Source organism: Cupriavidus sp. PET2-C1, from assembly GCF_054515855.1.
Genome location: NZ_JBTNRJ010000003.1, coordinates 248,707 through 269,038, shown reverse-complemented (window position 1 = coordinate 269,038; position 20,332 = coordinate 248,707). Strand labels below are relative to the sequence as shown.

Sequence of the window (20,332 nt, the reverse complement as noted above, 5' to 3'; positions counted from 1 at the left end):
ACCAAGAGCCATCCATGATGACCTTGCCGCTCGAGCCCGGCGTGCGCGCGTGCTATTCCGACAACGGCAATGGCCTTCGCATGCATTGGCTGGAGGCGGGCGACCCGCGTCCCGAGACGCCGATGATCGTGCTGCTGCATGGCTTCCCCGAGCTGGCGTTCAGCTGGCGGCACCAGCTGAACGCGCTGGCGCAAGCGGGATTTTACGTGGTCGCGCCCGACCAGCGCGGCTATGGCCGCACGACGGGCTGGATCGCCGAAGCCGACACGGACCTGTGCACATTTCGAATGGACAACCTGGTGCGAGACGTACTGGGTCTTGTCCAGGCTATTGGAAGGATGTCGGTCCACGCCGTGGTGGGCCATGACTTCGGCGCGCACGTGGCGGCCTGGTGCGCGCTGATCCGCCCCGACGTCTTCCGGTCACTGGCGATGTTGGCCACGCCTTTCACCGGGCCGCCGCCGTTCCGGCTCGGCGCACCTGATGCCCCGGACCATCGTTCCAGGCAACTGGCGGAAGCCCTCGCGGGCCTGTCGGCCCTCGAGCGTCCGCGCAAGCACTACCAACTCTACTACTCAGGCCCGGACGCCAATGCCGAGATGCACGCTGCCCGCCAGGGCTTGCATGAATTCCTGCGGGGCTACTACTACCTGAAGAGTGCGCAGGGCGCCGACGAGCGGCCCGAGCCCTTGCCCGACCTGACCGCGCAATCCTTGGCCCGGCTGCCGACCTACTACGTGATGGACGCCGACCTGGGCATGTCGGAAACGGTCGCCCGCAGCCTTGCACAACGCGAGATGCGGCCGAGCCCGTGGCTGTCGGAAGACGCGCTTTGCGTGTATAGCCAGGAATTTGGCCGCACGGGTTTCCAGGGCGGCTTGCTGTGGTACCGGGCCGCCACCAGCCGCGAGCTTCAGCGGGGGCTGCAGCTCTATGCCGGATTGACCATCGACGTGCCCAGCTGCTTCATCGCCGGTGAGCAGGACTGGGGCGTCCACATGCTGCCGGGCGCGCTCGCCGCGATGCGCCGCGATGCCTGCCCCCGCTTGGTCTCGTCCCGGTTCATCGCCGATGCCGGCCATTGGGTGCAACAAGAAAAACCCGAGGCGGTGAATGCCGCGCTCCTCGATTTTTTTAATAGAGGCAGTTGATATGCAATCTGCAACCGTGGAACCGAATACCACATCTGACGCCTTTGGTCCGAACTCGTTGCTGATCAAGCAACTGCTGGAAACGGGGCTGACCTGTAACCCTTCACAGGAGGTTGTGTACGGCGACGCCGTGCGTTTCGACTACGCCGAACTGAGCCAACGCATCGGGCGCTTGGCGGCCGGCCTGGCGTCGCTGGGTGCGCGGGCCGGCAACACCATCGCCGTCATGGACTGGGACACGCATCGCTACCTGGAGTGCTTCTTCGCGGTCCCGATGGCGGGCATGGTCCTGCATACGGTCAACGTGCGGCTGTCAGCCGAGCAATTGCTCTACACCATCAACCATGCACAGGACGACTTCATCCTCGTCAATGCGGAGTTTCTGCCGATGCTCGAGGAGATCTGGGATCGTGTGGATCCGGGAAAGCAGTTGGTCCTGATGACAGACGATGGGCATCCGGGTGCGATTCGCCTTCCCATCGCCGCCGAATACGAGGCACTGCTCGCTCGCTCGAACGCGGTGACAAATTGGCCCGATCTGGACGAGTCGACGCGTGCTACGACCTTCTACACAACCGGCACCACCGGCTTGCCCAAGGCGGTCTGCTTCAGCCATCGGCAACTCGTGCTGCATACCCTGGCTAGCCGCTGCGCGTTGGCTGGGCCGGGCACCGGTCGCTTCAACCATGACGACGTCTACATGCCGGTGACGCCCATGTTCCACGTTCACGCCTGGGGCATGCCCTACGTCGCCACGATGATGGGCGTCAAGCAGGTGTACCCCGGGCGATACGTTCCGGACCGTCTGCTCACCTTGTTCGAGCGCGAGAAGGTCACCTTCTCCCACTGCGTGCCGACGATCCTGCAGATGATGCTGGACGCGGCAGCGGCGAGAGGCCAGCGCCTCGACGGCTGGACGGTCGTCATCGGCGGAGCGGCGCTCGCGCAATCCCTGGCCAAAGCCGCGATGGCACGCGGAGTCGACGTCTTTGCCGGCTACGGCATGTCGGAGACCGGGCCCATCCTGACGTTGGCACAACCCCGGTCGGCACGGTCCGAGGCACCCACTGACCAGGAGATCGAAGCCCGCTGCCATGCAGGCTGGGCCATCCCATTCGTCCAGTTGCGCGTCGTCGACGAAGCGATGAACGATCTGCCGCGGGACGGCCGCTCGCCTGGCGAACTCGTGGCGCGATCGCCTTGGCTCACGCAGTCCTACCTCGGTGATGCACAAGCGAGCCAGGCGCTGTGGGGCGGTGGCTGGTTGCATACCGGGGACATCGCCGTGATGAATGCAGATGGCTGCGTTCGGATCGTGGACCGACTGAAGGACGTGATCAAGACTGGCGGCGAATGGGTCTCGTCGCTGCAGCTTGAGGACATTCTCCTCAAGCATCCACAGATCCAGGAAGCCGCCATCATCGGTGTTCCCGACCCCCGCTGGAGCGAGCGCCCAGCCGCAGTGATCGTGCCAAAGCCTGGGGCGACCCTTGATGCTGATGCCGTGCGTGGATACGTCAAGGAGTTCGCGGACGCGGGCGTGATCTCGAAGTTCGCAATCCCGCAGGAGGTGATGTTCGCCGACAGCCTGCCCAAGACCAGCGTGGGCAAGCTGGACAAGAAGCTGATGCGGTCGCGCCACGCGCAGCAGTCGCAAGCGCTGACCTCGGGCACCGTGTAGGTCAGACATCAGCACAGCCCCCCTTCATTCAAAGGAGTCAATCGTGTATATCCCATCTCTCAAAGAAGTCGTCAGCGCCGAAGAGTGGCAGCTGCGTTGCGACCTGGCTGCCTGCTACCGCCTGGTGGCGCTGCACGGTTGGACCGACCTGGTGTTCACGCATATCAGTGCCCGCCTGCCGGGTGACGGCCATGACTTTCTGATCAACCCCTACGGCCTGCTGTTCGACGAGATCACGGCGTCATCGCTCCTACGCGTCGACGCATCGGGCAACCAGCTCACCGAGTCGCCGTTCACGGTAAATCGCGCCGGCTTCGTCATCCACAGCGCCATCCATGCCGCACGGCCGGACGTGCAGTGTGTGTTGCATACGCATACGCGTGCCGGTGTCGGCGTCAGCGCGCAGCAGGCAGGGCTGCTGCCCATTTCGCAGCAATCAATGGTGATCCAGGGATCGCTGGCGTACCACGACTATGAAGGCATTGCACTGCGTGACGCGGAGAAGCCGCGACTGCAATCGGACTTGGGCAAGGCCAACTACCTGATGCTGCGCAATCACGGCCTACTCACGGTAGGTGAGTCGATCGCCGACGCCTTCCTGGCGATGTACATCTTCGAAAGCGCCTGCCAAATTCAGATCGCAGCACAGGCAGGCGGGCCATTGACCATGGTCGATGAGTCCATTCAGGCGACCGCGCAGGCCGATGCGCGCGCGCAGACCGGCGGCATTGGCGGGCGTTTCGTGTGGCCGGCCCTGTTGCGCAAGCTCGAGCGCACCAACCCCGGGTACGACGCGTGATTGATTCGATGGTTGCGCGAGCGGCCCTGTGCCTTCTCCTGCAAGCGTGGGGCATGAAACAAACAAGATGATGGAACACATGAACCCTCAATTGGCTGGCGGCACCAAAGTGCTTGCCTTCGATGTATTCGGAACAGTCGTCGATTGGTACAAGAGCGTCATGCAAGAGCTCGGCGCGATGAACCTCCACGTGGACCGCAACAAGTTCACGCTGGCCTGGAGAGCAGGCTACATGCCGGCTATTCAGAAGGTCATGTCGGGCGAACTTGGCTGGACTTCGATTGACGACCTGCACAGGATGGTCCTGGATGAACTCCTGGAAACGTTTCAGGTGCTGCACTTGACTGAGGCGGAGAAGCGCAACCTGAACAAGGCCTGGCATCGATTGGAGGCGTGGCCGGACACCCTGGAAGGCCTTACCCGATTGAAGTCGCGATACACGATCTGCACCATGTCGAACGGCAATATCGGATTGCTGGCCAATATGTCCAAGAACGCATCTTTACCATGGGACTGCATTCTTTCGGCAGAGGTCTTTCGCAGGTACAAGCCCGACCCGGCGACTTACTTGGGAGTCGCTCAGGTGTTCGATATCGATCCAGGCGAAGTCATGATGGTGGCGGCTCATCAGGATGACTTGGCACATGCGCGCGCATGCGGGCTGCAAACCGCTTACATTGAGAGGCCGCTGGAATACGGTCCTCTCCAGCGGAAGGACGTCTCTCCCAATGCGGACAACACGCTTCACGCCAGGAATCTGGTGGAACTTGCCGTTGCGCTGGACTGTTGATCGATGGCCCGGAAACAACTCGGCCAGCTCCGCGACGACCCGCTTTCGGGCATAGATCGCCAAGACGGGTGTGGATTTACGCCTCCCCCAATCCTCCATCGTGGGGACGATGCAGGGATCACGTAAATCGTTGTAGATGGCGGATTTGAAGCAGCGCATTGCTTTCCTCGCGCACTCGCGTTGGCTGGTGCGTCCGGTCGGTCAAGCCCTTGTTCCGGCAAGGTACGTTAGCGGAATAAGTGGGTACGGCCGAGAAGGAGCATTGCACTTGTCTGCTCGGTTATGCAGGCGGTACGCGCTGCTTGGCTAGTCATCGACATATTGCACGCTAGTTCAATGATTCCAATCAGAGAAAGAATCTGGTTCCATCAGTAGTAACAAGAAGAGAAAAGGAGAGAGACACCAATGACCCTCAGAAAAATCGCCCTTGCAGCACTGCTGGCTTGTCCGCCGGCTGCATTCGCGCAGTTGTCCGTCACGCTCTATGGCGTCGCGGACGTCAACGTCGAGTACGCCAATCACGTTGCTGCATTGCCCACGGCAAGCAACGGCTTCAATTCCGGTTCGGGGAACAACGTTGTCCGCATGGATTCCGGTGGTCTGTCAGGTTCGCGCTGGGGCCTACGCGGTACGGAGGACCTTGGTCAGGGACTTCGCGCGCTTTTTGTGCTGGAGAGCGGCTTCGGTCTCGATACCGGCACCCTGCAACAAGGCGGCCGACTGTTCGGGCGGCAGGCATTTGTTGGCGTGCAAGATGCGCGCTTCGGTCAGATCACCCTTGGCCGCCAGTACACTTCGGTGTTTGACGCACTCGCCAACTTCGTGCCAGGAGCCTACTCGACCCAGTATGAGCCCACTGTGTTGCAGCAGGGCGCCAACTATCGCGAGGACAACACCGTCAAGTACACGGGCAAGGTCGGTCCTATAACAGCCCTCGCTCACTGGTCGTTCGGTGCCGGGGTGGCACTGCCGGCCGCAGTGGGCGCGGCGGTGCCAATCGGCGGCAACGGCGAAGTCCCGGGCCAGTTCCGGCGTGACACCGCGTATGGCGCCGCGCTGGTCTATGGAGCGGGCCCGGTCGGCTTGACTGCTGGCTACGATCAGTGGAATCCGACCATTGGCACCGGCAGCGGTACCGCCAAGAAGGCTGTGGTCGCCGCAAGCTACACCTATGGGCCGGCGAAGGTGATGGGCGGCTATCGCTGGGGTCAGACCAAGAATGGGACCGACATCCTGATCCAGCGTGACGACTACTACTGGATCGGCGGCACCTATCGAGTGACGCCGGCGGTTGGCCTGACGATCGAGTACAGTTACGATGACGTCAAGAGCCTGTTGGGCAACACGAACGTGGCCAACCCGTGGCAGATCGCCTTCATTTCGACCTATTCGTTCTCCAGGCGTACCGATGTTTATCTGAGCACGGCATACGCGAAGCACGCCGGTCTGATGATGGAATCACTGGCAACGACTTTCGCCACCAGCCTCTCCGTGGGCAACAGCTATGCGCTGGGCAATGGCCAGACGTCAATGGTGGGCGTCGCCCTGGGCATTCGCCATCAGTTCTGAGCGCGCTGGGATACCGTCAAGGAGTAGGTGGTGAAAGTCCACTACGATGAGGGTATAGCGAACCACATCGGCCCCGATCCGGGCGTAAGCCATCCACCGTGAGTGTCGTAGGCGAACGTGAGGGTCTGCCCGGACTGGGGGTTGCCCACCCGCTGCTGGCTGAACCAACGCATGCCGATCAGGTCGGCTCACGGGCATTGAGCACGCTGGCAGGGAGATACTGGCGCGGCGCTGTCGGCCGCAGGGTGCGCCGGTAGAGCAATAGGGACCAGAGATGGCTGCGTGGATCAAAGCCTTACTCGGGCTCAGAGCCTCACACCGATCGCACTACCCCCAGGGGGATCCCGTTGGCAGGACGAAACTCTGATCCCTCGTCGTTGACAGGGGGAGGGCGAACGTTTCTAAGCCACCAGAATTGCAGGCTGAGCTGGATCGCAAAATCCGTGCTGTCGAGGGGCATCGATTCCTGAGCCAGCGGCTGCTCGCTTCGGTGTGGTTACCAGTTTTCCTTGAACGGTCTCAGGTCGAGCTCCTGCGTCCACGCCGATTTCGGCTGGCGGTGCAACATCCAGTAGTTTTCGGCAATGGCATCATACTCAAGGAGTCCTTCCGGACCGAGGTGCTCAATCATTTGTGGATAGGCGTCCTGAAGCCGGTCTCCGAGGATGCCACCATCGATGACGATATGCGCGACGTGAATTCCCTTGGGCCCGTATTCGCGGGCCATGCTTTGCGCGATCATTCGAAGTCCCGCCTTGGCGGCGGCGAAGTGCGCAAAGCCGGGCTTGCCGCGCAGACTGCCGGAGGCGCCAGTGAAGATCACGGTGCCGCGGCCCAGCGGGACCAGTCGCCGCGCGGCCTCACGACCGACCAAGAAGCCCGAATAGCAGCCAACGCGCCAGAAGTCTTCGAACTGTGCTGCGGTTAGTTTCGTGAAATCGATGAGGGCGTTGTTGCCAGCGTTGGACACGATGACATCGGCGGGCTCGCAGCCCGCCCCTGGGTTCATCGCGCGGTCGAAAGCGGCGATCACCTGCGTTTCATCGGTCACGTCAGTCCGAAGCGCTTCGGCACTGCCGATTCCCGACGCGGTAATCTCCGCGACCACCTCCTCAATTTTGGACAGCGTGCGTCCGGTCGCGATGACGTGATAGCCCTCGCGTGCGAAGCGCCTGCACACGGCGCCGCCGACTCCGCGGACCGATCCCACGCCGAACACGATTGCAGTTGGCTGACTCATGTCATTGTCTCCATTCAGTTAGTGAGGATACTGTCGTCATCGCGCAAGCTGGCCTCGAGGGCGGCCAGGTTGCCGAACTTGTGCGTTGCGTGAAATCGATCATTCATCCAAGAAGGAAAGGGCCTTTGATACGAAATCGGCCTGATTCTGGAAAATCCCACCATGCCCGGCGTCTTCGTAAATGACCAGTTGTGAGTCCGGAATGCGTCGCGCCATGTCGGTACTGTTCACGGTGGGCACCATGATGTCGTTGTCGCCGTTAGCGATCAGAACCGGGATCCGGATGCTGCCGAGATCCTGCGGCGCTTGCCGGCCCCAGGCCTTGATCGCCTTCAACTGCCGCAGGAAGGCGACCGGTGTCGGGTCTTTGTCCCGGTTTCGCTTGCGTTCCTTCAATCGTTCCAGGAAGGCCTTCGCGGCCTGGCGACCATTCGCCGTGGACGTGAAGAACAGGTAGTACTTGGGATCCCTCCGCGTCAGCAGGCCCTTGATGATCAATGGCCAGGAAACCGCGCCGACCTTGTCGATGCCTTGGCCGCCCGCCGGGCCCGTACCGGTCAGAAGGAGCTTGCGGACCAAGCCGGGTGCTTTCAGCACCATGTCCTGCGCCACGAATCCCCCGAGGGAAAAGCCGAGCAGATCCACCGTCTCGAAACCCAACGCGTGGATCAGGGCGATGGCATCGCGTGCCATTTCATCGACAGTCACAGGCGCCGTGCCGCCCGAGGCGCCGATTCCCCGGTAGTCGGTGGCGATGACGCGATGCCTGCCGGCAAGGCCATCGACAATCCGGGGATCGAAATTGTCCAGCACCGCGCCCCAATGATTGAGAAGAATCAGTGGCACTCCACTGCGCGGCCCCAGGTCGCGATAGGCAAAGGGAGTGCCCCCGACATCGATCAACAGGTTCGCGGCATTGGCGTAGGTCGTGGCCGATCGAACGTCCTTGTCGGAATTGGTCATTGTTTACTCCGCGTGCCCCGTACGGAACCGGAAATCTGGGGATGTGAGGGAGAAGGCCCGCCTCAAGTACGATGCGGCGGTCACGCGTTCATATCGACCATTATGCGCCGTAGGTTTCTGGAGGGCGTTTACGAAGCCGTGCGATACCGCTCTGCGGCGTGCGCCCGCCTGATGTCCGGAAGCAGGCCTTGCCGCGCGGCTTCCAGGGCGTTCCAGCGCGCGGCGTTATGCAGTGGCGGGATGGTTACGAGTTCACGGCGATCGAAGCCGACCAGCGCGGCATCGACCAGCTCGTCCACTTCCATCACTTCGGACAGGGTATTGAGGTCGATGCCCGCGCGCTCCCAGATCTCGGTGCGGGTGGCCGCCGGTAGCACGGCCTGGATGTAGACGCCCTTGGGTGCCAGCTCTAGGCTCAGACCCTGAGAGAGGTACAGTACGAAGGCCTTGGTCGCCCCGTAGACCGACATGCCGAATTCCGGCGCCAGGCCGACGACCGAACCGATGTTGACGATGGATAGGGTCAGGGAGCCAAGCGTGTAGGGCTTGAACAAAGTCTTGTCGGTCATGTCTTCTTTCTTTGCAGTTGATTGATGGTCGTTGTTGCGCGTGCGCGTCGTCGCACGGTCGAACATCCGAATGGGGCTTGTGTCGAGCCCCTCGGGACCGCTCAATTCAGACCAATGCCCCGTAGTCACGGCGACCGCACGCCAAGTACTACTCCTCCAGGAACTGGATCGCGTGCTTCAGGAAGCGCTCGGGATACTGATACTGCACCTGCATGCCGCCGATCGAAAAGCCGAGCAGATCGACCTGCGACAGGCCCAGCGCCCGGATCACCCGGGCGATGTCGTCGGCCATGTCCTCGATCCGGTTGCGAGGCGTACCGGTGGACGAGGCAACTCCACGACCATTGAACAGGATGACCTCGCGGCCCTCGGCCAAGCCATCGGTCAGCAAAGGATCCCAGTGGTCCAGGCCGCCTCGGAAATGCTGCACGAAGAACAGTGGGACGCCGGAGGGCTTGCCCCAGCGGCGGTAGGCGAAGCGGTCGACGTCTACTTCGATGAAGCGAGTGGGTGCAGTCAGGTGAGTGTCGCTCATGGCCTCTAAGTCCTTAGAAGTAGACGAACCTCAATGATGATGATCGTAATCTAAAATGTCAATGTCTTTGATGATGGCCAACATCAATGTATATTGACGCCTTGTTTCTCGGCTTACAGAAAGAGGCTCATGGCATGAAAGTCACCAAAGCACAGGCACAGGAGAACCGGGCGCGCATCGTTGAGACGGCGTCCACGTTGTTCCGTGAGCGCGGCTACGACGGCGTGGGTGTGGCAGAGTTGATGGCGGCCGCCGGCTTCACCCACGGCGGGTTCTACAAGCACTTCCGTTCCAAAGCCGACCTGATGGCCGAGGCGGCCGCCTGCGGGATATCACAAACCGAGGCGCGGACCGGGGGAGTGGACATCCCCGAGTTCATCAATCGCTACATTTCCCGGGAGCACCGCGATGCTCGTGGCAGCGGCTGCACAATGGCGGCCCTTTGCGGCGATGCGGCGCGTCAACCAGAAGCCATCAAGGCCACGTTTGCGGCTGGAATCGAAAGCCTGCTGACTGCACTTGAACGCGAAGGCGTGACGTTGGGTACGTTGGATCAGCGCGAGGCGCGCGCAAAGATGATCGACATGTTCGCCCATTCGGTCGGCGCGATCGTGCTGTCGCGAGCCTGTCCGGATGACTCCCCGCTGGCGGACGAGATTCTGGAAGTCTGTCGCTCAGAAATTCTCGCGCCATTGTCGACGTCGGTGGACAACTAGCAAGCAGGCCGTGCGACCCGGGAGCCTCCGCAGGGTCAAGACACCGCGCAGCCCGATATCGAGGGCCGACCCTCAAGAACGTGTTTGCCGTTCATGGGGTCGATGCGACAGGCAAAGCACTTCTCGTGAAGCCGAGAGTTGCCCGTGATCAGTTGGCCATGCTGATTGCCGAGTTAACACCTTGTCTGATTGGCATGGAAGCTTGCTCGGGCGCGCATCATTGGGCTCGGCTGTTTTGCGTGCATGGACATACCGTCAAGCTGATGGCGCCCAAGCTGGTTGCGCCATGTCGGATGTCCGGCAAGCGTGGCAAGAAAGATGCAGCCGATGCAGCGGCGATCTGTGAGGCGATGACCCGCCCCAACATGCGCTTTGTACCGATCAAAGACGAACAGCAGCAAGGCATCCTCTGCTTGCATGGCACCCGCCAGGGCTTTGTCGAGGAGCGCACCGCGTGCTACAACTGGCTCCGTGGGTTGCTAGGCAAATTTGGCGTCGTCTTGCCACGGAAGCCCGACCGACTACGAAGAGAGATCGGGGCGCACCTGGAATCCCTACCGAGCTGGGGCAGCCGGTGCATCAGCGATTTGCGGGAGCACATTTCAGGACCGCTTCAGTCGCTGGGTCAGAAGCCTGGTTGAGCGTCGGGGATACTGGCGAGCGGCTGTCGCGATCGCCGCCAAGAACGCGCGGTTGGCCTGGGCAGTCTTGCACTTCGGCGACGCCTTCAAGCCAGAGCCAACCTCCCGATGAACTTGATTTCCGCGAAACAAGCAATCTGCAGGAGGCCAGATCAGAAAAGATGCATGGAGCGCAGATCACAGTTGCACTGCCGGCGTTGATGTGAAGCGGGTTGGACCCGCGCGAGGCGCACCTGAGAAAAGTATGGGGAATTCAATCCCGATAATCGAACGAGGCCCTCGCGCGCGTCTCACATCAGGGTCCGGGCCTTTGGCCCAATATGACCGTTTGTAGTCCCGCAGTCCTTCACCTTTTCCCATCACACTGAAAGAGCAATAACGCATCTGCCACGGAAAACTTCGATTGGGTTTGCAACCAACGGGGAAGCCCTTGTAGTACTTTGCGTGCGAAATCTGGCGGTCTGGCCGTGAAATATTTTAAGAATCAACCAGTTGGAAAGCTACAGGCTCCAAGTAGCCTTCATGGCCGAAAAGCCTTACTGTAAGCCGAATCCGGAGCGCCCACCGCCAGATTTCGCACGCAAAGTACGATGACCCCAAGTGGGAAAGCAAACTTGAAGCGCAGATCCTGCGCTACCACGGCGAGTAGCAGGAGGGGCTGCCCAGATGGAAGCCATACTGCGGCCCTCGCGGTTCGATGCCTACCTGCCATTCATCGATGATGGCGCTGGGGAAGTTCCCATCGCATACGGCCAGGCGCCCGGCCGACCCTCAGGATTAGGCTGCAGATTTCTCTCGTCTCTGAGAATGCATGAGTTGATTCAAAGAACCGGCAACAGATACGTCGCAAGCGAGACCCAATAGGCCGCCCCCACCGCAAGCGTCTCATCGTTGAAGTCATAGTGGGGGTTGTGCAGTGGAGCACTTGGCTGACGACCATCGGCTCCCAACCAAATGTAGGCGCCGGGCAGGGCCTGTAGCATGAATGCGAAATCCTCGGACGCCATCGAAGGGGGGATGCCAACACGTACTCCCTGGCCCCCACGGGTAGCCTTCGCAGCCGCGATTGCGTTGTCTGCCTCGTGCGAACTATTCACGGTTGCTGGGTAGCGTCTCGCATACTCCACGTTTGCAGTGGCTCCCTGAGCCGCGGCCAGCGTCGTTGCCATGGACCGGAGTGCATCTTCGGCGCGGTCCTGTACCTTGGCATCGAAGCAGCGGACGGTACCACGGATCAGAACGCGGTCGGGGATCACGTTCCAGGTGTCCCCGCCGTGAATCTGCGTCACACTTACCACGATGGTATCCAGGGCGCTCACGAGCCGGCTTGGAATAGTCTGCAGGCCCAGAACGATCTGTGCAACGCTGATGAACGGGTCGACCCCTCGCTCGGGCATCGCGGCATGCGAGCCCCGACCTTGCACTGTGATCTCGAACGTGTCGAGTGCGGCCATCATTGGACCGTGGTTGATGGCAAATTCCCCAGCGGGCAACCCGGGCCAGTTATGCATCCCATAGACCGCATCACACGGAAAGCGTTCGAACAGTCCGTCCTCAACCATTGCACGGCCGCCGCCTTCGTTCTCCTCGGCCGGCTGAAAGATGAAGTGAATGGTGCCTTTGAAATCCCGATTTTTGGCCAAATGACGAGCGGCGCCAAGCAACATGGCCGTGTGGCCGTCGTGTCCGCATGCGTGCATGATGCCCTTATAGGTCGAGGCGTGGGCAACCACACTGAGTTCCTGCACTGGCAGCGCATCCATATCGGCGCGCAAACCAATACTAGGACCCTCTCCTGTTGTGATGGTGCCGACGACGCCCGTGCGACCCAGACCGCGATACACATCGATGCCCATGCTGGCTAGTTCCCGGGCGACTAGGTCAGCCGTACGATGCTCTTCGAATGCCAGTTCAGGGTGAGCGTGCAGGTCGCGCCGCCAAGCAAACATCGCGTTGACGACGTCGGGGTCGAGTTCAGGGGTGAAATCGGACATGGCTCAGATCACCGGCTTATGCATAAAGAACTGTGCGATCAGCGCAGCGCCAACAAAAGTACCAAAATTGGCCGCGAAGGACACGACGACAATTCGCCAGCCCAGCCTGCGGAATGCCGGAACGTCCTTGGCGATGGAGAGTCCCGCGAAAGCGAGGATGGGGGTGGATAGCGCCAGGAAATTGATTTTTCCCGTCATCTCCGCGATGTGCGCGGCGCCCGGGAAGCTGGGGAACGTCAGGACCATACCCACAAGAGACACCCAGACCACGGCCGGCAGACGCGCTCCAGTTAAGCGGTAGAGCGCGTAGCCCACGATCACAACCGCCACGATGATGGCAATGCCGCCCAGCACCACAGGGTCAAAGGGGGATGTCTTATAGGTAATCCAGTTGCCGCACAGGGCAAAGGCCGCCACAAGCACCCAGGTGAGGACCAGACCTGGCATGCTCAGGCTCGGCGCGGGATCGTGGACGTCCGCTGACAGCGCGGGCGACGACTCAATGGTGGCGCTGGTCGTGCGTCCGATCAGGGGTTCCAGCCGACCGTAGGCCCAGATGGTGAAGGGAAGGGAGAGGAAGAGGGTGAAGTAAGTGCCGATCGTGGTCGTGATCAGATTGCTGGCAGCCGCAAATGTCGCGACGTCCTTGGCCACCTCCGGCGTCTGCTGGGCGGCGATCGAGCCGGCGGCGGCAGCCATCATGCTGCCGGAGCCGACACCGGCGCCCATGGCCAGGGCTAGGGGGTTGAAGATGTTGAGGCTGGCGATCAGGCCCGCCACCACGGCGATAAACACCGCGCCGAAGACCGTGCCCGTCAAGTACTCGGCCAGTACCCCCTGGCCTTCGGGAGACTGCATGCCGAACTTCTCTCCGATGATCGCCAGGCTTGGTTCGCGCCCTACGGAAAACGTCGCGCCGATGGCCTGGCGCTTGATGCCCAGGAGCAGCGCAATCGGCAGTCCGAACACCATCGTGCCGAAGAAGTGGCCGAACTCCTGGAAGACCAGGCCGAAACCGGAGGCTGCGATCTTGGGGAGCGAGCCTCCCACCAGCAGTGCCAGTTTGGCAATGAACAAGAGCAGTGCCGGCTGAAGGATCGTTGCAGCGACGCGCTGGAGTTCCGTGCCGACTGCGACGCCTGGGGGGAGCCGCTTGCTGGCCAGGCCCCAGGCCCCGCCCATCAGCAATGCCCAGAGTAAGGGAAGTAGAACGATCTTGGCCGGGCCGAGCGGGACGCTGACGTTGCCGATGAACTCGGCGACGACGACCAGAACGAATGCGAAGAAGAAGAGCCTGGCCTTGTCGCCAGTAGTACTTGCGGATGTGGCGGCAGACAACGAATGAGTGGACACGGTGGAATCCTCCGGGTGAGGTTAGGGCGCGCGGGCGCGTGGTGTCGTGGCGGCCGGCGCGGCCGCGCGCGCTACCTTCTTAGCGGTCCAGGCTCGGCGCGTAGCCGAACGGCTGGTTCGGGTTGACGGCGGTCTCAACCCAAATGCTCTTCACCTGGGTGTACTCGTGCAGCGCTTCGATGCCGCTGGACCGGCCATAGCCGCTAGCGTCATAGCCGCCGAAGGGCGAGGCCACGTTGATGACTTTGTACATATTCACCCAGAAGGTGCCGGCCTTGACTTGGGACGCCACGCGGTAGGCGCGGCCGATGTCGCTCGTCCAAACCGCACCGGCCAGGCCGAAGTCGCTGTCGTTGGCGATGCGGATGGCGTCTTCTTCGGTATCGAAAGGAATGGCGACGACCACTGGGCCGAAAATCTCGGTCTGGGCCACAGTCATGTCGTTGGTGACGTTCTTGAGCACCGTTGGGCGCACGAAGTAGCCGGGACCCGACGCCTCGCCACTGCTTCCTTCCACCACCGTCGCTCCTTCCTTCACGCCGGTTTGGATCATGTTGAGGACGTGGTTGAACTGCTTGGCATTCTGAACCGGCCCAACCTCGGTTTCCGGGGCAGTGGGCTCGCCGACACGAAGCTGGCGGGCACCGTCGGCCACCATTTGCACGAACTTATCGTAGATGCTGCGTTGTACCAGCAAACGTGAGCCTGCCACGCAGCTTTGGCCCGCGTTGCCGAAAATCGCCGCCTGCGCGCCAATTGCCGCGCGCTCCAGGTTTGCATCCTCGAAGACGATATTGGCAGATTTTCCACCGAGCTCGAGCAGGCAAGGGATCCCGCGCTGCGCGGCGGCCGCGGCGATCTTGCTGCCGGTGGGCACGGAACCCACGAATACCACCTTCTTGGTCGCGCGGCTCATCAGGGCCGCTTGCCCCGTCGTATGGCCGTAGCCGGCAAGGATGTTGATGACGCCCTTGGGTAGGCCTGCTTGCTCGGCCAGCAAGGCCACGGCCAACGAACTCAGCGGGGTGAGTTCCGAGGGTTTGAGCAACACGGCATTGCCCATGCAGATCGCCGGTGCGATCTGCCAGCCACAAGTATTCAATGGTGCGTTCCAGGGCGTGATCTGGAGGACCACGCCACATGGCTCCCGGCGTGTGAAGTTGAGGTGGCCGCTCGGCACTGGGATGACGTTGCCGTAGACCTTGTCGGTCCAGCCCCCGTAGTACTCGAACATCTCTGCGACGCGCAGCGCTTCGCCCCGGCAGTCTCGGATGGGCTTGCCGGCAGAGAGCGATTCGAGCTGCGCCAGCGGCTCGAGGTTGGCCCGAAGCAAACGGCCGATCTCCTGCATGATGCGGCCGCGCTCCGCATGGCTGACGGCTGCCCAGGTACGTTGGCCCGCGACTGCCGCGTCGACCGCCTTGCTGACAACTGCGCCGCCGGCGTCCTTGTAGCTGAGGAAGGTCTCACCGGTCGAAGGGTTGACCAGCGGGATCTCTTCGCCTTCGCCCTGGAGGATTTCGCCGTTGACATAGGAGCCGATGATGCCTTGGGGAAAGAAGACGCCAAAGGACGCGAGCAGTTGTTCGGTGAGGTTGTTCTTCATGGTGGGGATCTCCTGTTAGAAGTGCTCAAGCCTTTGCGGGCTGGGGGCGCGTGCCGAGTTCAACGATGCGGTTGAAGTCCTCATCGTCTTGGATGGTCTCACTGCTCTTGGACCACAGCTCGGCGACCTTGCCGGACAGGGGCAGATCCAGGTCGAGCGCGCCGATCAGTTCCTGCGAAAGACGCACGTCCTTGCGCATCAGCTTCATGGTGAAGCCCGAATCGAACTTGCCGTTCATGATCCACGTCGGGAAGCTATGTTCGGTAACGAAGCTTCGGCCGGAGCCGGCGTTGATCCCTTGCAGCAGGCGCTCGACGGGCACGCCGGCCTTGGCAGCCATCCGCGTGACCTCGGCAGCCACGATCAGGTGGGAGGCGGTGAAGAGGTTGTTGGCGATCTTTGCGACATGACCTGCACCTACGCCCCCTACATGGACGCGCTTGGCGCTCATTGCCTCCAGCACGGGCATAGCTCTAGCAAGGTCCTCGTCGGAGGCGCCAATGACCATGGCCATGGTCCCGGAAATAGCGCCCTTGGGGCCGCCGCTGACTGGCGCGTCCATCATGCTCATGCCAACCGCTGCAAGCTGCGCGGCTAGCCGGCGCGTGGTGTCTGGATGGGAGGTCGAGGTGTCGATCACGAGCACGCCAGGCTTTGCATGGCTGATCAGGCCATCTGGGCCAGCCACGACTTCGGCGACGATCGCTGCTGTCGGCAGTGAGAGGACAAGCGCGTCCGACAACGCCAGCACCTCCTTGACGGTCTCCTTGACCGGGACACCTTCCTTGGCCAGCGCGTCGCGCGTGGCCGCCGAAGCGTCCGTGCCCACGACGGAGAAGCCGCCACGCTGCAAGGATAGGGCCATGCCACGCCCCATGTTGCCCAATCCGATTACGCCAATGGTGTTCATTCGATTTCCTTCGGGTGGATGACTTGTTGCTGTTCTGGCGAGCGGCATGGCCCTGTTCGGACCGATTCGGTGAATCGCGTGGCAGCTCTGCCGTAAACGAAGAATTCCACTGCACGGATTGGCTAGCAATGGCATGAGCAGTAGAATTGTGTTGCTTTCCAGTCAACACACAGGAGTCGCAATGGCGCGCCCTAGTCCGGAGATGGCATCCTCCCTTGAGGATCGACGAGTCCGGTACCTTTACGAAGCGGTTGTATCCGGTTCCATCCGCGCCGCGGCAGACAAGCTGGACATGAATCCGTCGGTGGTGAGCCGGCAGATAGCGCAATTGGAGACTGAACTGTCAATGCCACTGCTCGAGCGGCTGGGGCGCGGGGTCAAGCCCACAGAGGCCGGTCAGATGCTAGTGGAGTACTACAGGCAGCATACGTCTCATAAGGAGGACGTACTCAACAAGCTCGGCGAGGTCGCCGGCCTTGTGCGCGGGCATATCGACCTTGTCCTCGGGGAGGGCTTTGTTGGTGACCTGATGGCGGAACCCTTGCAGGTGTTCTGGAAAAAACACCCGCATCTCACCGTCAGTCTGAGTTTGGCCGGTACCAATGAGGTCTTAAGGCGTGTGGCCGAGGATCAGGCCCATATTGGCTTGGTCTACAACCCGCCCGTGAGCGCAAGCATTCGTTCCAGAGCAGCAATTCGCCAACCGATGTGCCTGATCGCCAAGCCCGATCACCCGCTAGTTGCGTTAAAGCGCGAGCCAGTCTTGCGGGACATTGCAGGCCATGATTTGGCGATGATGCACGGGTCCTACGGCACGCGGCAAGCCATCGAACTTGCGAGTCAATTGGAGCACCTGAGACTGGTTCCGAAGCTAACGACCGACTCCATTTCGGTGGTCAAGCACTTCGTGAAGGCAGGGCTTGGCGTCGGGCTGCTTCCTGCCTTCGCCGTTACACAGGAAATCGACGCAGGCGATCTGGTGGCAATTCCCATCAATAACCGGATCCTGGCGAGTGCGGAGGCGCATATCGTCACGCGTCTCGGCAGGCAGTTGCCGATCGCGTCGAATCAGCTCTTGCTGCAGCTTATATCCACGATGCGTGCTTTCCGGGACGCGAAGCCGAGAAGGAGTGGCAAGGCATGACGGCATGCTGCGGCAACGCAACCGTTGAGTCCCTGGCAGAGGTGCTGCGCAGCGGTGGCGTGGTTGGGTACCCGACGGAAGCAGTCATGGGACTCGGTTGTGACCCGTGCAATGAAGCTGCCGTTCGACGAATCTGTCATCTCAAGGTTCGATCCGTCAGTCAAGGACTGCTGCTAATAGCGGCGGACTTTGGGCAAATTGCGGGATTTCTCGACTTGAGGGGGATATCCGAGGGCCGCCTCCGTGAAGTCACAGAAACCTGGCCGGGCCCGCACACATGGGTGTTCCCGCGCAGCGAGCATGTGCCCGCGTGGGTAAGCGGAACGCGAGGTGGGATCGCGGTGCGCGTGACAGCTCATCCGCCCGCAAGGGCGCTTTGTCGCGCATTCGGCGGCGCGCTGGTCTCGACGAGCGCGAATCCCAGTGGCGAGCCTCCTGCCGTCAACACTGAGCAACTGGTGCGATACTTTGGCCGCGCGCTAGACGGCGTGCTGGATGCGCCAGTCGGCACACTGAGTCGGCCGACCGTCATTCGGGATGCGATCACCGGGCAGATGATGCGCGCCTAAGCCGGGAGTTGCGGCACGGATTGGAGCGCGAGTTCTTTGGCGCTCGCCAGCAACTGGGAAACGAATACCTGCACTGCAGGATGTTTTCGTTCGCCTCGGCGATAGGCGACCGAAATACGTCGCTTCATTTCTGGGCGAAGCTTGACCGCTCGCACGTCAGAAGGGGTATGGGATAGCCTGAGACCCGGAATCACGGAAACGGAGCAGCCGGCGGCGACCATGGCGCCGAGGATCTCGAATCCGCGGCACTCTGCATTGATTCGCGGTTCGTAACCCGCGCGTCGGCAGAGGTTGACGATGAATTCGGCGTAGAAGCTCGACGCTGAATCCAGGGCCCATGCCTCGTTCTTCAACTCTCCCATCGACACCGTCGCGCGATCTGCGAACCGGTGACCGCACGGCAGTAACGCGTACAGTACATCTTCCAGGAGAGGAACCTGCTCGACGGTCTTATCCTCTCGCCGCAACCGGAACGTCAGGTCATCGACAAATGCGATGTCGGCGCGCCATGAGCCGAGCGCCGCCAACCCCTCCGCAGGCTCCATTTCCTCAAGCGCTATCTCGAGGAAGGGGTAGGACACACCCAGTGTCTTGATCACATGTGGCAACAACGCTGCGGCAACGGTCGGAAACGCCGCAACGCGGATCCTGCCAGCAATCTCCTTCTTCAACTGGGCCAAGTCCGACTTGGCCTCCTCGAGCACGCCTAGCAAACGCTCGACATGAGCCACCAGTACTTCGCCCGCGGTCGTTAGCCTCACTCCCCGCCCTTGCCGCTCGGTCAGCTTGATCCCTGTTTCCTCCTCCAACTGCGCGATCTGCTGTGAGACGGCCGAGGGTGTCAAAAAGAGCGCATCAGCCACGGCAGCCATGGTCTGGCGTGTTGAGAGTTCGCGCAAGGCGCGCAGTCGACTGATTTCCATATGGGGAGGGTATACCCAAATAAACAGTTTTGCTAATGCATATCGTAAGAATACATCAATAGACCTATACGAATGTTGTTCCTAGCATGGAGGCATCCCCCAACCCGTCTCGCCCGAGAGGAACCAGATGAAACACTTTGCCGTTCTCTGCCAAGCCGCTGTAGCCAGTGCGATCTGCTTTGCTGCAGGCCACGCTAGCGCAGCAACTTCCGTACTCGACACGGTTAAGGCGCGGGGCGTACTGAACTGCGGAACCGATAATGCCGCCCCTGGCTTTGGATATCTCAACACCAAGACCGGCGAGATGACCGGCATGGACGTGGATCTCTGCAAGGCGGTGGCCGCCGCGGTGCTGGGCGATGCGAAGAAGGTGAAGTACGTGGTGGTGACCGACAAGAGCCGCTTCAATGCGGTGCAGACCAATCAAGTGGATGTCGTGTTTGCCCACACGACGCTCAAGCCTGCGCGCGAATCGGCGGTGGCAGTGGACTTCCTGCCCATCTATTTCTACGACGGCAACGGAATCATGGTCAAGGGCAACAAGATTCAGAGTGTCAAGGCACTCAATGGCGCCACCATCTGCACGACTCAAGGATCGGCGACGGAGCAGACACTCTCGGGCTACATCAAGTCCCAGGGCTGGAGTCCTTCGACGAAGGTACTCACCTATGAGAACCTGGAGAAACTATTCGCCGCCATGGAGTCCGGTCGATGCCAAGGCATGAGTACCGATCGATCCGCTCTCGCCACGTGGAAGGCCAACGCGCCCAACCCCGCCGACTACACGATCCTGCCGGAGACGTTGGACAAGTCTCCTTTTGCCGGCTTCACGGTCGCGAACGACTCTCGTTGGCGCAACGCTCTGCGCTGGATTGTCTTCGCCACTTTCCAGGCAGAGGAGTACAAGATCGACGCGAAGAATCTGGATGCGTCGAGAAAGAGCCAAGATCCCTTCGTGCAGAAGTTCCTTGGTGTAAATGGCAGCTTTGGGCCGGATTTCGGCCTGCCCGTCGATTTCGTCAGCAAGGTCATCGGTCAGGTAGGCAACTTCGGCGAGATCTATGAGCGCAATCTTGGCCCCAAGACATCGACCTTCATCGATCGCAAGGGCACCCTCAATGCCCCTTGGAGCCAGGGCGGTGCACTGTATTCCCCTCCTTGGATCTGATATCCCGCAGA

General features: G+C 61.3%; 16 protein-coding genes and 3 pseudogenes. 10 read left to right on the top strand and 9 right to left on the bottom strand.

Annotated features, from left to right (window positions below):
* Nucleotides 1–14 precede the first annotated feature (14 nt).
* From ACX12D_RS34950 to ACX12D_RS34930, 5 genes are all read left to right on the top strand, one after another.
* The gene (locus ACX12D_RS34950; RefSeq protein WP_459377216.1) at nucleotides 15–1,151 is read left to right on the top strand and encodes an alpha/beta hydrolase; all 1,137 of its coding nucleotides are present in this window, start codon (nucleotides 15–17) and stop codon (nucleotides 1,149–1,151) included.
* A 1-nt stretch (nucleotide 1,152) separates the two neighbouring features.
* The gene (locus ACX12D_RS34945) at nucleotides 1,153–2,832 is read left to right on the top strand and encodes a long-chain-fatty-acid--CoA ligase (protein WP_459377215.1); all 1,680 of its coding nucleotides are present in this window, start codon (nucleotides 1,153–1,155) and stop codon (nucleotides 2,830–2,832) included.
* A 43-nt stretch (nucleotides 2,833–2,875) separates the two neighbouring features.
* The gene (locus ACX12D_RS34940) at nucleotides 2,876–3,631 is read left to right on the top strand and encodes a class II aldolase/adducin family protein (protein ID WP_459377214.1); all 756 of its coding nucleotides are present in this window, start codon (nucleotides 2,876–2,878) and stop codon (nucleotides 3,629–3,631) included.
* A 67-nt stretch (nucleotides 3,632–3,698) separates the two neighbouring features.
* Complete coding sequence (locus tag ACX12D_RS34935) at nucleotides 3,699–4,421, top strand: haloacid dehalogenase type II (protein WP_459377213.1); 723 nt, start codon at nucleotides 3,699–3,701, stop codon at nucleotides 4,419–4,421.
* Nucleotides 4,422–4,826: 405 nt separating this feature from the next.
* On the top strand, nucleotides 4,827–5,990 hold the full coding sequence (locus ACX12D_RS34930; protein WP_459377212.1) for a porin: 1,164 nt from the start codon (nucleotides 4,827–4,829) through the stop codon (nucleotides 5,988–5,990).
* 496 nt (nucleotides 5,991–6,486) lie between these two features.
* Here ACX12D_RS34930 and ACX12D_RS34925 read toward each other — a convergent pair whose 3' ends face one another.
* The 4 genes and pseudogenes from ACX12D_RS34925 to ACX12D_RS34910 all read right to left on the bottom strand — a co-directional run.
* Nucleotides 6,487–7,230 carry an SDR family NAD(P)-dependent oxidoreductase gene (locus tag ACX12D_RS34925; RefSeq protein WP_459377211.1) on the bottom strand — a complete coding sequence of 248 codons (744 nt, stop codon included), beginning with the start codon at nucleotides 7,228–7,230 and terminating at the stop codon, nucleotides 6,487–6,489.
* 99 nt (nucleotides 7,231–7,329) lie between these two features.
* Nucleotides 7,330–8,193 (bottom strand): alpha/beta fold hydrolase, encoded by an 864-nt coding sequence (locus ACX12D_RS34920; RefSeq protein WP_459377210.1) that lies wholly within the window; start codon nucleotides 8,191–8,193, stop codon nucleotides 7,330–7,332.
* A 128-nt stretch (nucleotides 8,194–8,321) separates the two neighbouring features.
* A pseudogene (locus ACX12D_RS34915) lies at nucleotides 8,322–8,717 on the bottom strand (SDR family NAD(P)-dependent oxidoreductase); the annotation flags it as partial.
* A 247-nt stretch (nucleotides 8,718–8,964) separates the two neighbouring features.
* Nucleotides 8,965–9,297: pseudogene (locus tag ACX12D_RS34910) on the bottom strand (alpha/beta fold hydrolase); the annotation flags it as partial.
* A gap of 134 nt (nucleotides 9,298–9,431) precedes the next feature.
* Between ACX12D_RS34910 and ACX12D_RS34905 the strand changes: the two are divergent.
* A complete protein-coding gene (locus ACX12D_RS34905; protein ID WP_441633172.1) occupies nucleotides 9,432–10,013 on the top strand; it encodes a TetR/AcrR family transcriptional regulator in 582 nt (193 codons plus the stop codon).
* An 80-nt stretch (nucleotides 10,014–10,093) separates the two neighbouring features.
* Nucleotides 10,094–10,766 (top strand): annotated as a pseudogene (locus tag ACX12D_RS34900) (IS110 family RNA-guided transposase).
* A 709-nt stretch (nucleotides 10,767–11,475) separates the two neighbouring features.
* On the opposite strand, the gene ACX12D_RS34895 reads toward ACX12D_RS34900, so the two are convergent.
* The 4 genes from ACX12D_RS34895 to ACX12D_RS34880 form a co-directional block, all read right to left on the bottom strand.
* Entirely contained in the window at nucleotides 11,476–12,648 is a 1,173-nt protein-coding gene (locus ACX12D_RS34895) for a M20 aminoacylase family protein (RefSeq protein ID WP_441633170.1), read from the bottom strand.
* A gap of 3 nt (nucleotides 12,649–12,651) precedes the next feature.
* Complete coding sequence (locus ACX12D_RS34890; RefSeq protein WP_459377209.1) at nucleotides 12,652–14,001, bottom strand: DUF3100 domain-containing protein; 1,350 nt, start codon at nucleotides 13,999–14,001, stop codon at nucleotides 12,652–12,654.
* Between the two features lie 79 nt (nucleotides 14,002–14,080).
* Entirely contained in the window at nucleotides 14,081–15,607 is a 1,527-nt protein-coding gene (locus tag ACX12D_RS34885) for an aldehyde dehydrogenase family protein (RefSeq protein WP_459377208.1), read from the bottom strand.
* Nucleotides 15,608–15,632: 25 nt separating this feature from the next.
* Nucleotides 15,633–16,517, bottom strand: coding sequence for an NAD(P)-dependent oxidoreductase (locus ACX12D_RS34880; RefSeq protein ID WP_459377407.1), 885 nt, complete (start codon nucleotides 16,515–16,517; stop codon nucleotides 15,633–15,635).
* A gap of 181 nt (nucleotides 16,518–16,698) precedes the next feature.
* On the opposite strand from ACX12D_RS34880, the gene ACX12D_RS34875 reads away from it, so the two are divergent.
* Both ACX12D_RS34875 and ACX12D_RS34870 read left to right on the top strand, forming a co-directional pair.
* Nucleotides 16,699–17,661, top strand: coding sequence for a LysR family transcriptional regulator (locus ACX12D_RS34875; RefSeq protein WP_459377206.1), 963 nt, complete (start codon nucleotides 16,699–16,701; stop codon nucleotides 17,659–17,661).
* Entirely contained in the window at nucleotides 17,658–18,230 is a 573-nt protein-coding gene (locus ACX12D_RS34870; protein ID WP_459377205.1) for an L-threonylcarbamoyladenylate synthase, read from the top strand. Before ACX12D_RS34875 ends, ACX12D_RS34870 begins: the two co-directional genes overlap by 4 nt.
* Here the strand turns inward: ACX12D_RS34870 and ACX12D_RS34865 are convergent.
* Nucleotides 18,227–19,153 carry a LysR substrate-binding domain-containing protein gene (locus tag ACX12D_RS34865; protein WP_459377204.1) on the bottom strand — a complete coding sequence of 309 codons (927 nt, stop codon included), beginning with the start codon at nucleotides 19,151–19,153 and terminating at the stop codon, nucleotides 18,227–18,229. The genes ACX12D_RS34870 and ACX12D_RS34865 overlap by 4 nt on opposite strands.
* Before the next feature lie 127 nt (nucleotides 19,154–19,280).
* Between ACX12D_RS34865 and ACX12D_RS34860 the strand changes: the two genes are divergently transcribed.
* Nucleotides 19,281–20,321 carry a transporter substrate-binding domain-containing protein gene (locus tag ACX12D_RS34860; protein ID WP_459377203.1) on the top strand — a complete coding sequence of 347 codons (1,041 nt, stop codon included), beginning with the start codon at nucleotides 19,281–19,283 and terminating at the stop codon, nucleotides 20,319–20,321.
* Nucleotides 20,322–20,332 lie beyond the last annotated feature (11 nt).

Excerpts from the sequence above, each read along its gene's own strand:
- ACX12D_RS34865 (WP_459377204.1), bottom strand. The coding sequence starts at position 19,153 with ATGGAAATCAGTCGACTGCGCGCCTTGCGCGAACTCTCAACACGCCAG.
- ACX12D_RS34925 (WP_459377211.1), bottom strand. The coding sequence starts at position 7,230 with ATGAGTCAGCCAACTGCAATCGTGTTCGGCGTGGGATCGGTCCGCGGA.
- ACX12D_RS34905 (WP_441633172.1), top strand. The coding sequence starts at position 9,432 with ATGAAAGTCACCAAAGCACAGGCACAGGAGAACCGGGCGCGCATCGTT.
- ACX12D_RS34950 (WP_459377216.1), top strand. The coding sequence starts at position 15 with ATGATGACCTTGCCGCTCGAGCCCGGCGTGCGCGCGTGCTATTCCGAC.
- ACX12D_RS34895 (WP_441633170.1), bottom strand. The coding sequence starts at position 12,648 with ATGTCCGATTTCACCCCTGAACTCGACCCCGACGTCGTCAACGCGATG.
- ACX12D_RS34930 (WP_459377212.1), top strand. The coding sequence starts at position 4,827 with ATGACCCTCAGAAAAATCGCCCTTGCAGCACTGCTGGCTTGTCCGCCG.
- ACX12D_RS34870 (WP_459377205.1), top strand. The coding sequence starts at position 17,658 with ATGACGGCATGCTGCGGCAACGCAACCGTTGAGTCCCTGGCAGAGGTG.
- ACX12D_RS34860 (WP_459377203.1), top strand. The coding sequence starts at position 19,281 with ATGAAACACTTTGCCGTTCTCTGCCAAGCCGCTGTAGCCAGTGCGATC.
- ACX12D_RS34920 (WP_459377210.1), bottom strand. The coding sequence starts at position 8,193 with ATGACCAATTCCGACAAGGACGTTCGATCGGCCACGACCTACGCCAAT.
- ACX12D_RS34885 (WP_459377208.1), bottom strand. The coding sequence starts at position 15,607 with ATGAAGAACAACCTCACCGAACAACTGCTCGCGTCCTTTGGCGTCTTC.
- ACX12D_RS34945 (WP_459377215.1), top strand. The coding sequence starts at position 1,153 with ATGCAATCTGCAACCGTGGAACCGAATACCACATCTGACGCCTTTGGT.
- ACX12D_RS34875 (WP_459377206.1), top strand. The coding sequence starts at position 16,699 with ATGGCGCGCCCTAGTCCGGAGATGGCATCCTCCCTTGAGGATCGACGA.
- ACX12D_RS34935 (WP_459377213.1), top strand. The coding sequence starts at position 3,699 with ATGATGGAACACATGAACCCTCAATTGGCTGGCGGCACCAAAGTGCTT.
- ACX12D_RS34880 (WP_459377407.1), bottom strand. The coding sequence starts at position 16,517 with ATGAACACCATTGGCGTAATCGGATTGGGCAACATGGGGCGTGGCATG.